This window comes from Pseudomarimonas arenosa, assembly GCF_014841215.1.
Classification (GTDB): Bacteria; Pseudomonadota; Gammaproteobacteria; order Xanthomonadales; family Xanthomonadaceae; genus Pseudomarimonas; species Pseudomarimonas arenosa.
On the sequence record NZ_JACYTR010000065.1, the window covers coordinates 13309 to 27198 of the forward strand.

Here is a 13890-nt window from a genome sequence, read left to right on the forward strand (position 1 = left end):
CGCCGATTGCCGCGTTGTTGGGCTGCTGTCGCAGCTACGCGGGACTGCGTCCCGATCTCGCCCAAGTGGGCCCACCACTTGGGCTCGTCGCGCCTTGCACTCGACGCAAAGTCCTCGGTGATCATCCGCGCCCCCTCATGAAATATCCGGGTTAATCGCCGCAGGACCTGATCCCAGGGTGGCGGTCCGCCAGCCGCTATGGGCCTTGATGCCTTGCTCCTCCCCTTGCGGCGCGCAGCCCCGGAGGGGGAGGTTGGGAGGGGGTAATGCCCGATGCGATCGGCCGCAGACGTTCTGACCGCCGCTACTCCAGAACATCGAAACCGTAACGACCACGCTCCAGGCTGGCGGCGGCCAGGCGATCGATCTCCGGGTCCTCGTTGCGCTCCATGCCGCGCACGTTGCGCAGCATGCGCCGCCGTGCCTGCCGAGTGAATACTTCGGCCATCGTTTCTGCCTCATCGGCATGTTTGCTGCCGGCCTCAATCAGACTCTGTGCCCGTGAGATCACGCACAGCCCGATGAACAGGTCTATGCAAAGATCGCCAATGCGCTTCAGCGCAAATTGCTGTTCAGTGATGCCGCGGCCGAAGCGGCGCAATGCTTCGTCGCTTACTCTGGACAGCTCGCGTGTGTACTTCTCGTAGATCTTCGCCAGCTTGGCCAGACGCGGCGACAGGGCACGACGGATTTCATCGCCGCCAAAGCCGGTGCTGTGGCTGAAGCGTCGCTGCGCATAGCTACTGAGCACACCGAATCCCTTGATCGGGTCATCGAAGATCTTGCCCACCGCCGACTTGAGTTCGGACAGCGAAGTGCCCACATCCTTCAGTCCGGACAAGGCCACGTATAGGCGGAGAATTTCGTTGGTACCCTCGAAGATACTGAGGATGCGCGCATCCCGACTGAACTTCTCGTACGGAAACTCTTTCATGAAGCCGTTGCCGGCAGCAATCTGCAGTGCCTCGTGTGCCGTCTTCTGCAGTGCCTCGGAGGCAAAGATCTTGCTGATCGCGGCTTCAGTCGAGTAGTCGAGACAGCCGGCGTCGATGTAGTGCGCGACCATGAAAACTGCGCTTTCTGCGGCAAAGCAGTCGACATTCATCTGCGCGATCTTTTCGCGAACCAGTCCGTAATCGGCAATCGGTCGGCCGAACTGCTTTCTATCCTGGGACTGCGCAACACTCAGTTCGATCAGCCGCTTCATCGCGCCGACGGCGCCGCCGCCAAGCCCGGTGCGGCCGCTGTTGAGAATCGACATCGCCACCTTGAAACCATGGCCCTCCTCGCCGAGCAGGTTCTCGGCGGGAACTCTCACATCGGTGAAACTCACAGTACAGGTATTCGATGCCCGAATGCCCATCTTGTCTTCGTGTGGGCCGTGCGCAACGCCGGGCCAGTCAGCTTCCACCAGGAAGGCGGAGATCTTGCCGGAATCGCTGTCCGTACGCGCGAACACGGTGTAGAAGCCGGCGATGCCGCCATTGGTGATCCAGATCTTCTCGCCGTTCAGCAGCCAACTGCCGTCGGTCTGTTTCTCTGCCTTGGTGCGAATCGAGGCGGCATCGGAGCCGGCGCCGGATTCGGTCAGGCAGAACGCCGCGATCAACTCGCCACTGGCCAAGCGAGGCAGATAGCGCGCGCGTTGTTCCTCGTTGCCCCACAGCAGCACGCCCTTCATGCCGATCGAGGAATGGGCGCCGATAGTGAGTGAGACCGAGCTGTCGTGCCGGCTGGATTGGCCGATCACCCGGGCATAGGCGCCGTTGGACAGTTCCAGGCCGTCTGCGGCTTCAGGGATGATCAGGCCGAACAGACCCATGTCGCGCAATGCCTGCAGAAACTCGGCCGGCTGCTCGCCGCTGTCATCCCACTCGCGCAACTCGCCCTGTTTGGACTGCAGGAACTCGTCGATGGCGTCGAGAATCGGCACCAGCAACTCGCGATCGCGTTCGCGAATGCGCGGGTAGGGGAACAGGTTTTCCTCCAGGATGTCACCGAGAAACAGGTGCTTGGCTGCGCTGCGTTCGGTCAGGAGAGCGGCGTTGCTGGCCGTCGGTGTGGCTTGGGGTGAGCTGCTCATGATTCCTCCGCGATCAGATGATCAGACGAGTGGACGAGTTTCGGGTCGGATAGTGAGCATGCGCCGATTCGGCGTTGGTATGGTGGCCCGATGCATGCGCATGTCGATCAGTCGACCACCCGCAGGCGCAGAATCGGTGTCGGTACTTTCTCCGAGCCGATCAGCACGGAATTGCCATCGGGCAGAAACCCCAAGGCTTCGGCCTGTGGCAGCCAGGGGTAGCCAAGTACGGTTGGCACCCGCTTGAGGGCAGATCGCCAGCTTTCACCATTGCCGCGTTCATAGAGCACCACCTGACGGTAGTTCAGCACCGCCAGAAGACGGCCGTCGGGCGATACATCAGCGGCACTGACCTGAGCCCGATAGCGTCCAAACACCGGGTTTCGCTTGAGGTCTTCGGCATCGGGTTGGCCGACGCCAGGCAGCAGCCCTACCAGTTCGGCGGACAGCAGCTCGCCGGGTGTCGAGCCGCGTAGGGGCAGACGAAACAGCTCCGGCGGTACGCGCTTTTTCGATATCAGCAGGATCTCGCGTCGCACCGGATCGACCGCCATGGCCTCGCAGTCGCGCGGTCCATCGGGCCAGCGGAAGGTCTGCACCCAGGACGGCTGCAGCGTGCTGTCCTCAAGCACGCTGGGCTCTTCGACCGCGATGATGCGCAAAGTGCTGCGCAAGCCGCCGTTGTCACCGGTGTCGGCGATCAGTAGCAGCCAACGGTCGCCATCGGGCACCAGGGCCAGGTCTTCCCAGTCCTGATTCTCGGTTTCGATCTGCAGCGTCAGTCGAACCTCGCCGTTCGGGGCGAGTCCATACAGCGCCGATGGATTGCCGCCGTCGTTGTGAACCCAGATCAGATCCGGGTGCTGTCGTGACACGGCAAGGCCGCTCAGCTCGCTCACCCGACTGTCGCTGATCAGCGCCTGATAGCCTAATCGCGGATTCTCGACCTCAAAATCCTCGGCTGCTGCCGGGCTGAGCGGCCAAGCGCTGAGCAGGGCCAGCCAGGGCAGATGTCGCCGGATCCCCCTGTTCATTGCCAGACCTGCTTGGCCGTGCGCAATGCTTGCTGCGATGCGGGCTTGATTGATCGGATCTGCAGCCGGCCGAGCAGCTCCAGGCCGGAATAGAAGTCGAATGGATCGCCGTGGCCGGCTGCCATGCCGATGTGCGCAGCATCGAATCGTGGCAGGGCGGCGTCGTAGCCCCGCCAGCGTCCGTCGACCCAGGCGATCACCCAGGCATGCGGCACAAACACGTGGCGGCGATCGCCGAATCGCGTGGCGTAGGCCAGGCCGGTCACGACGCGGGCCGGGATGTTCGAGGCGCGCGCCAGGGCTGCCAACAGAACGGCATGTTCAGTGCAATCACCCTCGGCGAGCTCCAGCGCTTCACGCGCCGAAGCATAGCCAATTCGCAGTGATTTGGTGCGAATGACCTCGCGAACCCGACGTTCCAGCAGGCGCATGCGCTGGTGCTCGCGTTCCTCTCCCTGAACGGTTCTGGCTGCCAGGCTTTGAATGGCAGGGTCATTGCTCTGCAACCAGGGCGTGGATGCGGTGTCCTGTGGCTCTGGCGGCGGCAGCCATCCGCCTTCAGGATCGATCAACAACCTTGGACGCTTGGCCGTGCCGGTCAGATACTGGCCTGGCACGTTGGCCAGGGCATCGGCACTGCGTCCCTCGATCTCGATGCCGAACTGCAGCGCCCGCACGCGTTCGGCCCGGCTCAGCGGGCGCGGTGATCTGACCGTGGCGCGCGCCAGCACATCGGCCGACTGCGGCGTGGCCATCGCGCACTGGCGATCGCAGGCGACAAATTCCAACAACAGGCCAAGCGCCGGCACCCGCATGGCCAGTGGCACGGCACTTTCGCGCTCGTACAGGATTCGGCTTTCAATGGCACTGCCATCGCGCCCAATGCGTTGTGTGAGGGCAGTGGTAGCGCTGGCGGCAAAGCTGGCCAACACCGACTGATCAAATGGGTTGGCTGCGTCGGCCGTGCGCCGATGGGTCACTTCCAGCGCGCGCAAAGACGTCGGGTCGAAGGCAAGAAAGGCGTTGTGCTCGGCGTCTCCGGCGAGAAATGCTTGCAGTCTCAGGCGCTGCCCCTCCGACAGCAAGGCATTGCCCGGCCACTGCATGTCGACGGTCTCCGATCTGCCTGCACGTTCGATGGTGGCCCGCACCTGACCAAACGCATCGATCGTGCCGCTGACCTCCGATCGCGTGCCTGAGGTTTCGAAGCGACTGCCGAAGGCGAGCGGAATGCCGCTCGGCGTTTCGATCGACGTTTCCTCGCTTTCGACCGACAATGGCTCGCCATTGCGTTCCAGCTGAATGCGCAGTTCGCTGCGGGAAATCAGTCGATCATCCTGCAGTTCACGCGTGGCCAGCAGGTAGCCGACGTGGCGTTGCTCCAGTCGAACCGAATACCAGCGCTCGATCAAAGTCTCAGCCGCGGTGCTCAGGCACGGCAGGCAGATCAGCAGAACAGCGAGGCATAGGCGCATCGGCCGATGATGCCATGGCCAAATCGAAGGAAACATGAGCGGCTCGATGTCGGCCTTTGGCCCCCCTCCCAACCTTTCCATTACGGGTCTTGGCGCGGCACGGGAAGACGCGGAGCCACCCAGCCGATGTTGGATGGCAGGCCGCTGAGGCTAAAATTCGCCACCCGCCGCTATCAGTGACTCAGGAGCCCAGCATGACCACACTCGGAACCCCCCTTAGCGATAGCGGTTTTCGCGTGCTTCTGCTCGGCAGTGGCGAGTTGGGCAAGGAAGTGGCGATTGAGCTGCAACGATTTGGCGTGGAAGTCATTGCCGCCGATCGCTACGCCAACGCGCCGGCCATGCAGGTGGCGCATCGCTCGCATGTGCTGAACATGCTCGATCCGGCGGCACTCAGGGCGTTGATTGCCAGGGAAAAGCCGCATCTGGTGGTACCGGAGATCGAGGCGATTCACACACCGACCCTGGTGGAACTGGAAGCGTCTGACGGCCTGCGGGTGATTCCGACGGCACGAGCGGCCTGGTTGACCATGGATCGCGAGGGCATTCGTCGCCTGGCCGCCGAATCGCTGGGCCTGCCGACCTCGCCCTATCGTTTCGTTGACACCGTGGAGGACTACCGCAAGGCGATTGCTGTACTGGGACTGCCCTGTGTGGTCAAGCCGGTGATGAGTTCATCCGGCAAGGGACAAAGCGTTGTCCGCAATGAGCAACAGATCGATGAAGCATGGCGTTACGCCCAGGAAGGCGGTCGTGCCGGTCAGGGCCGGGTGATCGTCGAGGGTTTTATCGATTTCGACTACGAAATCACCCTGCTCACCGTGCGACATAGTCACGGCACCGACTTCTGCGCGCCGATCGGCCACCTGCAGATTGACGGTGACTACCGGGAAAGCTGGCAGCCGCAGTCGATGTCGTCCCTGGCGCTGGAGCGCGCCCAGGCGGTGGCCAAGGCGATTACTGATGACCTCGGTGGTTTCGGCGTGTTTGGCGTTGAACTATTTGTTAAAGGTGATGAGGTGTGGTTCAGCGAGGTCAGTCCGCGGCCGCACGATACGGGCCTCGTTACCCTGGTTTCACAGGAGCTGTCCGAGTTCGCCCTGCATGCTCGCGCCATCCTCGGCCTGCCGATTCCGCATATCGAACAACGCGGCCCCTCGGCGTCTACTGCGCTGCTGGCCCAAGGCAGCGGTGTGCCGATATTCGATGGCGTTGCCGCCGCATTGGCTGCGCCCGACACCGCTCTGCGCCTGTTCGGCAAGCCGCGCGTAGAAGGTCAACGCCGGGTCGGCGTCTGCCTCGCACGTGGCGATAGCATCGATGCCGCGCGTGACACATCGCGGCGCGCGGCGGCGGCCCTGAGCGTGAGCTGGCAGAACAGCGAGGGCTGAGCAAGCGTGGATGTTGACGGGTGCGTCTTGCACGCAGCGGACCTCAACCTCAGTTCTCCTCCGAACTTGCATCCTTAACCGACAAATCCACCCAGACCATGCGATGGTCGGTGGCGCTGAGCCATTGATGCTCGGGCTCAGCGGTGGTCGGCCAGAAGACACCCGCGTTCAGAACGGTGAATTCAGCCGACGGGATGACAAAATCGACGCGCAGATTGCCGGCCAAGGAGCCAAACGAAGCCGTGTGCGTGCGCGCTGGTGTATCGCCCGGCTTGAGCCGGCTGAGACGTGCCGATTCCTCGCCGCCCAGGCTCTGCGGCGCATCGAAGCGTGCTGTTCTGGGGTGCTGCAGCAGCGCCTCAATCGCTGCGCTGTATCCGCTGCCGTCGCCCGGGTCGTTGTTCAGATCACCCATCACGATGAATCGCGCGTCGGCCGACAGGGGGCCACGACGGCCCTGGTCGTCGACCAGCCAGGGTTGTGCCTGATCGCTGTCGAGATAGTGGCGCCAGAATCCCAACTCATCACGATTGCGCAGGCCGTTGAGGTCTTCCTTGCCATCAAACACCGGCGGGGTCGGGTGCGAGAGCAACAGATGAATGCGCCCGACGGGCGTGTCCACCGGCAAGTCCCAATGGGATTTTGAGGAAAGGCGCAGCTGTCGCCATGTGCGCTCATCGTGGAATGGGCGCGGCGGATCGCTGTCCGGTTGCATGGGCCGATGTGCGTCGGGTAGCCGATGCCAGAGAAACTTGCGGAAGCTGCGCAGCTGAGCTGAATCCAGTGGGTAGCGCGACAGCACCAGCATGCCGAACTGACCGGGATGGAAACCAAAGCCCCAGGCGTCATTGGGGCCCTCGACCTTGCCGTCACCATTGATGTCCAGGCCACTGGCCACGCCAGTATTCACTTCATCAGTGAAACGGTAAGCGTAGTGGATCGGTTGTTCGCCGAACTGCCCGACCTCCAGGTAGCGCCGCTGGAACAGCTCTGCCGCCTGCTGCTCCTGATCGAAATCGAACTCGTTGAGCAGCAGCACGTCGGGCCGCACGCGTTGAATCACCGCCGCCACCCGCCGCGCTTCGTTGTGACCGTGTCGCAGGCGTTCGATCAACTGTCCGCGATCGTCGTTCAGCGAGGTATTGAAAGTAGCGACCCGCACGGTGGTCGGCGCTTCGGCGGCGACGGTCATGGACTCCTCAGCAAGCGGGGCGCCGTCGGCGGCCATCGACAGGGCGATCAACAGGGCACATAGCGGTGAGCGAAACATGGCGTTTTCGAACAGGACGGAGGCGGCAGCCTAGCGGTTGTTGGCCTTGCGGTCGACCTCGTTCACTCGGCAGGCGGGCGATACGGACGCCAGCCCTCGCTCTGCAACCACTCTGCCGGCCGGAAGCGCGCCTTGTAGGCCATCTTCGGGTGGCCCTCGATGAGGAATCCGAGGTAGAGGAAGCGCTTGCCCTGCGCGCGGCCCCAGTCGATCTGACGCAAAATGGCCAGTGTGCCGAGTGCGCGAGCAGACTGATCGGGATCGAAGCAGGTGTACACCGCTGATAGCGCATCCGGCAGCACGTCGGTCACCGCCACCGCCAGCAACTGCCCTTGATGGCGCAACTCGAGGAATCGTGTGTCGCTGAAATGGCTGCAAGTGAAGGCCTCGAAATCACTGGAATCGCCTTGGTCCATGCCGCCACCGCGATGCCGTGCACCGAGGTAGCGCTTGAACAGGGCGAAGTGTTCGGCGGTGGGCTGGGTCACCTCGTCGATCAACTCGAGATCGGCGTTGCGCTGCCAGCAGCGGCGCTGCGAGCGGTTGGGGCGAAACTCGCCGAGCGGCAGGCGCATTGGTCGGCAGGCGCGGCAGTTTTCGCAGCGCGGACGATAGACCTGCCCCCCGGAGCGACGAAAGCCGGCTGCCACCGCCATCGAATAGGCATCGCCAAGCTGGGTTTCCCAAGGGTCGAGCAGCAGATCCTGCGCCTGCCTGTCGGGATAGTAGCCACAGGCATGCGGCGCTGTCTGGAACAGCCGAACGCTGCGAGTGCGAGTGGGGGCCGAGGTCATACCGCATTGTACGGTTGGCGTTGATGCAACATGCAAACCCGGTCACGCTTTGCTTGTGCAGCGCAGAGGTCCGGCGCGGATGGCACGGCGAGTCTTTATCGTGGCGTCGGATCAGCCTTCGCGACCTGTCCGAGCCTTCGTCGTTTACCATGCTTGCAAGCCTCGGTGCGGTAGCCGGACGTACTCCATGCGTGATCACCCGTTTCAGGACGTACTGCTGCGCTTTTCGCAGGAAGCCGACGAGGCTCAGCGTCAGCGCATCGAACAGGACATCTGGCGCGACTACGGCAGCCGTCAGGTCGTACTGGTGGTGGACATGTCGGGCTTTTCTTCCCTCACCAGCCGCTACGGCATCGTTCACTACCTGTCGATGGTGCGGCGCATGCAACTCACTGCCGAGCCGATCATTCGCAGTTTCGGCGGGGTGCTGCTGAAATTCGAGGCGGACAACGCCTTCGCCATTTTTCCCGAGGTGGAGGGCGCGCTGCGCGCCGCCACCGCCCTTAACCTGGCGTTTGATGCGGCGAATCGGCTCACGCCCGAGGCCCTCGACATCCATATCGCCTGCGGCATCGATGTTGGCGAGATTCTGGTGGTGGAACAACGCGATTTCTTCGGCGATGCGGTGAATCGAGCCTGCAAGCTTGGCGAGGATCTGGCTGAGCCAGGCGAAATTCTGATCACCGCAGACGCCATGACCGAACTGGGGCAGCCGCCCAGCGATGAAGGCCAATGCTGGCAGATGGAGTCCAGAACCTATCGAATTTCCGGTCTGTCACTACAGGCCCTATCACTGAGGTTGCTATCTTGACAAGCGAGTCTGAACTCAAGGATCAGCAGGTGAGCCAGGCGATACCACGCTTGCTGCTGAGGGACGCATTTGCCGAAATCCAGGATGAATGGCTGCGTGCCGATCGCGGCCTGCCGCGCACTGTCTGGCGCTTGACCCGCTCGCCGCGGCGCGCGCTGGATGACTGGATCGTGCGCCGTGATCACAGGTCACTCGGCCGTTTCGCTACCTGCTGGTGATGGTGGGCCTGGCCGCTGTGGTGGCTGGGCGACGGTCGCAGCATCGACTGGCAGACATGGTACGGTCAGGCCGGCAGCACCCAAGGCAGTCGGGCCCACGGACTCGGCTACGCGGTGGGCTACTTGATTGGAGCTCTCAAGCGATCCCAGCCCGAAGTATTGATTCTGGCTGGGCTCCCCGTGCTGGCGGCAGGCATCTGGGGCGCCGCCAGGCAGCGGCTGAATGCAGCGGAAGCCTGGGCGGTGTCGCTGTACGCCTCGGCGCAGGCCATATTCGTGGTGACCTTGCTGGGCCTGCTGCAGCAGATACTGGGGCTGTCGTTTCCGATGTGGATTTCCTCGGGGATAGCGGCACTGGCCTGGTGCTGGACGGTGTCCGGCGCTGCCCGGCCAGGAGCGGCACGGCGAGTGCTGTATCCGCTATGGGCCTTGCTGCTGGCGCTGTGGCTGTTCTGTGCCCTGTTCCTGTCATTTGCGGCATTGGTCGTGATGTCGCTCGGCGCCTGACTGGCCGACTCTCAGCCGGCCAGCACTGAGCGCGGCAGTTCGCGCCGAAACGCGGCGCCGCGCAGCGGTGTCTGGGCCTCTGGCCGAGCAAGCGAACGAGCGGCCAGATGCCCGGAAAACACTGCGTGCGCCAACAGGCCCGGTGCCTCGGCGTCGCCGATCAACTGCAGCGAGCGAAAGCGCTGGTTAGCGCCGGCGGCGATCAGTGCGTCGTACAGTCGACGGTTGGGCTCACGATCGGTGACTAGCAGCAAGGCGTCGATATCCATGCTCAATGCGTCGGCAGAAATCTCGTGCTGCAGTCGGGCGGATTGATCCTGCAATGCCAGCAATCGATGCTGCACGCGAATATCCACACCGAGTTTCATCAGTCGCGCCTGGGTGCGCGATTGCTCCAGCGTGTTCTGCGACCAGATTGCCACCTGCGGCGCGGAGGTGATCAGGGTGACCCGGGTGCCGGCCACGGCCAGTTGTTCGGCCAGCAGGCTGGCCATCAGGTAGTGATCATCATCGACGATCAGGCAATGGCCGTTGATTGTTCGTTGCGCGCCCACCTCATCCGGGCTTAGCACGGGGATCGAAGCGCCGGCCAGCTCGATGCCGTGGGGATAGGATCGTCCGTGACCATCGCGGCGCCAGCGGCTGCCGGTGGCGATGATCACATCGTCAATCTCCAGCGCCAGAATGTCGTCGGCGCTGAGCGGGTTATCAGGATAGATCGCCACGTTTGGCAAGCGTTGCAGCTGGGTCATGCGCCAATCCACGACGCGCATCCATTCGCGCATGCCGGGCAAAGCCGACCAGTGGCGCAGATGGCCACCCAACTGCGTTCCGGCCTCGGCCAGCATCACGTCGGCGCCGCGGCGCGCGGCCGTCAGGGCAGCCTCCAGACCGGCAGGCCCGCCACCCACGACCAGCAGCTTGGTTGGGCTGTCGAGAGGGTCAACGCGTTCGGGATGCCAGCCGCGACGCCACTCCTCGCCCATGGTCGGGTTCTGCGAGCAGCGAATCGGCACCGAGCGATTGTCGGCCGCCACGCAGATGTTGCAGCCAATGCACTCGCGAATATCCTCCAGGCGTAGCTCGCGGATCTTGTTCGGCAGAAATGGATCGGCAATCGATGGCCGCGCCGCGCCGATCAGATCGAGGTGACCGCTGCGAATCAGCTTCAACATGTGATCGGGCGAGGTATAGCGGCCCACGCCGACCACCGGCTTGCCGGTAATCGACTTGACCAGTCGGGTGTACGCGTCCTGAAAGCCCGAGGCGCCAAAGCGCGAGGGCAGGGAGTCATTCGACCAGCCACTGATGTTGACGTCCCACAGATCGGGCAGGTCGGCCAGCAGGCCGATCAGATCCTGGCCTTCCGCGCCGGCCTCGATACCCGCGGGACCGAGCAATTCATCGATGGAAAAGCGCAGGGCAACGGCGCAGCGATCACCCACCTCGTCGTGCAGATCTTCCAGCAGTTCGCGCAGAAGCCGCGAGCGGTTCTGCAGCGAGCCACCATACTCGTCACTGCGATCATTGAATCGCCGCGACAGAAAGTGAAATGGCAGGCTAAGGCCGTGACCGCAATAGGCGTAGATGATGTCGAAACCGATTTGGCGAGCGTGCCGGGCCGCTTGCCGATGCCAAGCCCGTAGCTCGGCGATATCGCGCTTGTCCATGCGCCGGGTCTGCGCCGGCTCGTAGCCCGAACCACCGATCACGCCCTGCGAGCGCGGGCCAATCGGGGTGAGGCGCGAGTAGAGATTGGGTGCGTCGACGCCGTTGTGAACCAACTGAATGGCGGCCAGTGCACCTTGCTGTTTAACCGCGTCTGCCATCAAACGCAGGGCGGGGGCGTCGTCTTGGTCCCAAAGCCGGCCTTCAAAACAGGGCGACAGATCGCCGCTTGGGTGGATTTCGACTTCCTCCGTACATACCACCCCCCAACCGCCTTCGGCCTTGATTCCGCGCAGCGCGGCCAGAGCCTGTGGCATGCGATGGCCCATGCCATTGCAGTGGGCGACCTGATAGAAGCGGTTCGGCGCGCAAACCGGTCCGATCTGCAGCGGCTCAAACAGTTCGGCAAACGGGTGTTCAGTCATGATTGCTGCTATTTGCGGGGAGCGCCATTCTGCGCCGAATCGCCGCGACCTGTCTTGGTCAAGACCCATTCCGCCGAAAGCGCGTTGCAGGCGGACAAACGGCCGGTAATGACATGCGCATCACAATGCCGCCGAACGGGAACGTCGTATGATCAAGCATGCAATGCGGGAGCGCGTGTCATGGGTTCGGAAAAGCTTCCAATGGTGGATGTCGACCGGCTACAGATCGGCATGTATGTCGTTCTTGATCTGGGCTGGCGCAAGCATCCTTTCGCGTTTAACAGCTTTACCATTAAAACCGAGGAGCAGCTCACACAGCTGCGCGCGCTGGGACCGCGTCAATTGCGCTATTGCCCGGAACGCAGCATTCAGCCGCCGCTGCCGGTGGCCGAGTTGCGCGCCGAGCAGGTCGGCGAAGGAGCTGGTTTAGCGCCTGAGATCCGAATCGAACCCACACGTGATACATCACCGGCGCGCCGCAGCAGCGACCGCCCACCCAGCACGCCACTTGAGCGACAGCAGGCAGAGCTGGCGCGGGTGGAGGCCGAGTTCACCCACGCGGCGCGCAGCCATCAGCGCATCATTCGGCAGATCAATGACAACCCCGTCGCGGCTGCCCAGGCCACGGCGCAGCTGGCGCAGTCGATGCTGGAATGGATCGGCGAGCTGGATGAAGTGTCGATCCGCATGCTTGATCCACGCATCGGTGACCAGCTTTCTGGTCATGAAGTCGGCGTCACTGCCCTGGCCATCCTGTTGGCGCGGCACAGCGGGTTTTCTCATCCGGCGATGAAAGAGCTGGTGATGGCTTCCCTGCTGCACGATATGGGGAAGGCCAAGATTCCGGCATTTCTGCACGAGGACAACGGCCGCTTGACCGAGTTTGAGCGCGTCACCTATCGCCGTCACGTGGAACTGGGTGTTGAGCTGGCCGAGCGCATGGATCTGCCCTGGTCGGTGATGCGCGGCATTGCCGAGCACCATGAGCACGTCGATGGCAGCGGCTTCCCGGCCGGTTTGCGCGGCGAGCAGATGACCACGGCCGGACGCGTGCTGGCGGTGGTGAACCGCTATCAGAACCTGATCGCGCCCCTGCATGCGGAATTGGGCCTCACCCCATACCAGGCCCTGCGCCAGATGTACGCACAGGAACGCGCTCACTTCGACCCGGTGATGCTGCCACGCTTCATTCGCATCATGGGCGTGTATCCACCGGGGTCGCTGGTCGAGCTCAGCGACTATCGGATGGCGATTGTGGTGGGGTCCCGGCCCGGCATGTCACTCACGCCCAAGGTCCAGATCGTTGAGCACCCGGACGACTATGAGCCCAGTCTGGCCATCGATATCGAGCCTGAGCGAGGCTTGAGCATCCGACGCAGCGTCGACCCCAGCCAACTCAACGCGCGCTGGGCACAACGCGCCCGCCGTCTGGCCCGCACCGCGCTGTTCCTGCAGCCGCTGCAGCTGCGGCTGCAGGAACCGCCGGCGGAGCTGGCCTAGGGAAGGTCTGAACAAATCCGTCCTGGACTCTTCAAACGCGCCGAGTTCGGCACAGGTCCGAACTCGGTTCGGCCGCCCGACGATGACACAGCACTGCACCGATCCACCGTGGTCGAGTTAGAATGGCAGGGTTGCTGGTGCGACAGCGGCTTCGAAAAATGTTGTTGACTTCGTTTCGAGAATCCGCATAATGCGCAGCTCACCGCGGGAATAGCTCAGTTGGTAGAGCACGACCTTGCCAAGGTCGGGGTCGCGAGTTCGAGTCTCGTTTCCCGCTCCAAGTTTTCGGCAAAACCTCGGACCTCCGAGGTTTTGTTTTTTTCGGTCCAGGATTCGTTTGGTTTCTTTCGGCGAAGCTAAGGATCAGAAAGCTAAAATACGTCACCAAGGCCTGGTGGCAGAGTGGTCATGCAGCGGCCTGCAAAGCCGTGTACGCCGGTTCGATTCCGACCCAGGCCTCCAAAGCAACAGACAAGAACCCGCCTCGGCGGGTTTTTTGTTGCCTGAGTTTGACTCTGCTGCTTGGGTAGTCGGCGGTAGCTCAGTGCTCGGCCCACGGCTGTGCAAACTGGACCCCGTTCTCAAGCTAGCCCGGATACTTCATGAGGGGGCGCGGATGATCACCGAGGACTTTGCGTCGAGTGCAAGGCGCGACGAGCCCAAGTGGTGGGCCCACTTGGGCGAGATCGGGACGCAGTCCCGCGTAGCTGCGAC

11 protein-coding genes and 2 tRNA genes are annotated in these 13890 nt (G+C 63.1%); 7 read left to right on the forward strand and 6 right to left on the reverse strand.

Features of this window, described 5'->3' with window-relative positions; translation table 11 throughout:
• Positions 1-304: 304 nt before the first annotated feature.
• The 3 genes from IFO71_RS18775 to IFO71_RS18785 all read right to left on the reverse strand — a co-directional run bounded on the left by IFO71_RS18775 (position 305) and on the right by IFO71_RS18785 (position 4628).
• Entirely contained in the window at positions 305-2083 is a 1779-nt protein-coding gene (locus IFO71_RS18775; protein ID WP_192031216.1) for an acyl-CoA dehydrogenase family protein, read from the reverse strand.
• Between the two features lie 107 nt (positions 2084-2190).
• Positions 2191-3117 carry a hypothetical protein gene (locus tag IFO71_RS18780; RefSeq protein WP_192031217.1) on the reverse strand — a complete coding sequence of 309 codons (927 nt, stop codon included), beginning with the start codon at positions 3115-3117 and terminating at the stop codon, positions 2191-2193.
• Positions 3114-4628, reverse strand: a complete 1515-nt coding sequence (locus IFO71_RS18785; RefSeq protein WP_192031218.1) for a transglutaminase-like domain-containing protein — start codon at positions 4626-4628, stop codon at positions 3114-3116. Before IFO71_RS18785 ends, IFO71_RS18780 begins: the two co-directional genes overlap by 4 nt.
• A 158-nt stretch (positions 4629-4786) precedes the next feature.
• Between IFO71_RS18785 and purT the strand changes: the two genes are divergently transcribed.
• On the forward strand, positions 4787-5983 hold the full coding sequence (gene purT / locus IFO71_RS18790; protein ID WP_192031219.1) for a formate-dependent phosphoribosylglycinamide formyltransferase: 1197 nt from the start codon (positions 4787-4789) through the stop codon (positions 5981-5983).
• A 49-nt stretch (positions 5984-6032) separates the two neighbouring features.
• On the opposite strand, the gene IFO71_RS18795 is transcribed toward purT, so the two are convergent.
• Positions 6033-7253, reverse strand: a complete 1221-nt coding sequence (locus IFO71_RS18795) for an endonuclease/exonuclease/phosphatase family protein (protein WP_192031220.1) — start codon at positions 7251-7253, stop codon at positions 6033-6035.
• Between the two features lie 62 nt (positions 7254-7315).
• Positions 7316-8047, reverse strand: coding sequence for an arginyltransferase (locus IFO71_RS18800; RefSeq protein WP_192031221.1), 732 nt, complete (start codon positions 8045-8047; stop codon positions 7316-7318).
• Between the two features lie 187 nt (positions 8048-8234).
• Here IFO71_RS18800 and IFO71_RS18805 point away from each other — a divergent pair, with 187 nt between their 5' ends.
• The 3 genes from IFO71_RS18805 (at position 8235) to IFO71_RS18815 (ending at position 9583) form a co-directional block, all read left to right on the forward strand.
• Complete coding sequence (locus tag IFO71_RS18805; RefSeq protein ID WP_192031222.1) at positions 8235-8858, forward strand: adenylate/guanylate cyclase domain-containing protein; 624 nt, start codon at positions 8235-8237, stop codon at positions 8856-8858.
• Positions 8855-9076 (forward strand): hypothetical protein, encoded by a 222-nt coding sequence (locus IFO71_RS18810; protein ID WP_192031223.1) that lies wholly within the window; start codon positions 8855-8857, stop codon positions 9074-9076. Before IFO71_RS18805 ends, IFO71_RS18810 begins: the two co-directional genes overlap by 4 nt.
• A gap of 123 nt (positions 9077-9199) precedes the next feature.
• Positions 9200-9583, forward strand: coding sequence for a hypothetical protein (locus IFO71_RS18815; protein ID WP_192031224.1), 384 nt, complete (start codon positions 9200-9202; stop codon positions 9581-9583).
• A gap of 11 nt (positions 9584-9594) precedes the next feature.
• On the opposite strand, the gene IFO71_RS18820 is transcribed toward IFO71_RS18815, so the two are convergent.
• Positions 9595-11676, reverse strand: coding sequence for an oxidoreductase (locus tag IFO71_RS18820; RefSeq protein WP_192031225.1), 2082 nt, complete (start codon positions 11674-11676; stop codon positions 9595-9597).
• 180 nt (positions 11677-11856) lie between these two features.
• Here IFO71_RS18820 and IFO71_RS18825 point away from each other — a divergent pair, with 180 nt between their 5' ends.
• The 3 genes from IFO71_RS18825 (at position 11857) to IFO71_RS18835 (ending at position 13638) form a co-directional block, all read left to right on the forward strand.
• Positions 11857-13176: an HD-GYP domain-containing protein gene (locus IFO71_RS18825; protein WP_192031226.1), complete on the forward strand. Its 1320-nt coding sequence runs from the start codon at positions 11857-11859 to the stop codon at positions 13174-13176.
• Positions 13177-13380: 204 nt separating this feature from the next.
• Positions 13381-13456, forward strand: a tRNA-Gly gene (locus IFO71_RS18830).
• 108 nt (positions 13457-13564) lie between these two features.
• Positions 13565-13638: transfer RNA gene (locus IFO71_RS18835), tRNA-Cys, on the forward strand.
• Positions 13639-13890: the final 252 nt, after the last annotated feature.

What these genes read in the sequence shown, in the direction of transcription:
- IFO71_RS18775 (WP_192031216.1), bottom strand. Translation starts at nt 2,083, where the DNA reads ATGAGCAGCTCACCCCAAGCCACACCGACGGCCAGCAACGCCGCTCTC.
- IFO71_RS18780 (WP_192031217.1), bottom strand. Translation starts at nt 3,117, where the DNA reads ATGAACAGGGGGATCCGGCGACATCTGCCCTGGCTGGCCCTGCTCAGC.
- IFO71_RS18785 (WP_192031218.1), bottom strand. Translation starts at nt 4,628, where the DNA reads ATGTTTCCTTCGATTTGGCCATGGCATCATCGGCCGATGCGCCTATGC.
- purT (WP_192031219.1), top strand. Translation starts at nt 4,787, where the DNA reads ATGACCACACTCGGAACCCCCCTTAGCGATAGCGGTTTTCGCGTGCTT.
- IFO71_RS18795 (WP_192031220.1), bottom strand. Translation starts at nt 7,253, where the DNA reads ATGTTTCGCTCACCGCTATGTGCCCTGTTGATCGCCCTGTCGATGGCC.
- IFO71_RS18800 (WP_192031221.1), bottom strand. Translation starts at nt 8,047, where the DNA reads ATGACCTCGGCCCCCACTCGCACTCGCAGCGTTCGGCTGTTCCAGACA.
- IFO71_RS18805 (WP_192031222.1), top strand. Translation starts at nt 8,235, where the DNA reads ATGCGTGATCACCCGTTTCAGGACGTACTGCTGCGCTTTTCGCAGGAA.
- IFO71_RS18820 (WP_192031225.1), bottom strand. Translation starts at nt 11,676, where the DNA reads ATGACTGAACACCCGTTTGCCGAACTGTTTGAGCCGCTGCAGATCGGA.
- IFO71_RS18825 (WP_192031226.1), top strand. Translation starts at nt 11,857, where the DNA reads ATGGGTTCGGAAAAGCTTCCAATGGTGGATGTCGACCGGCTACAGATC.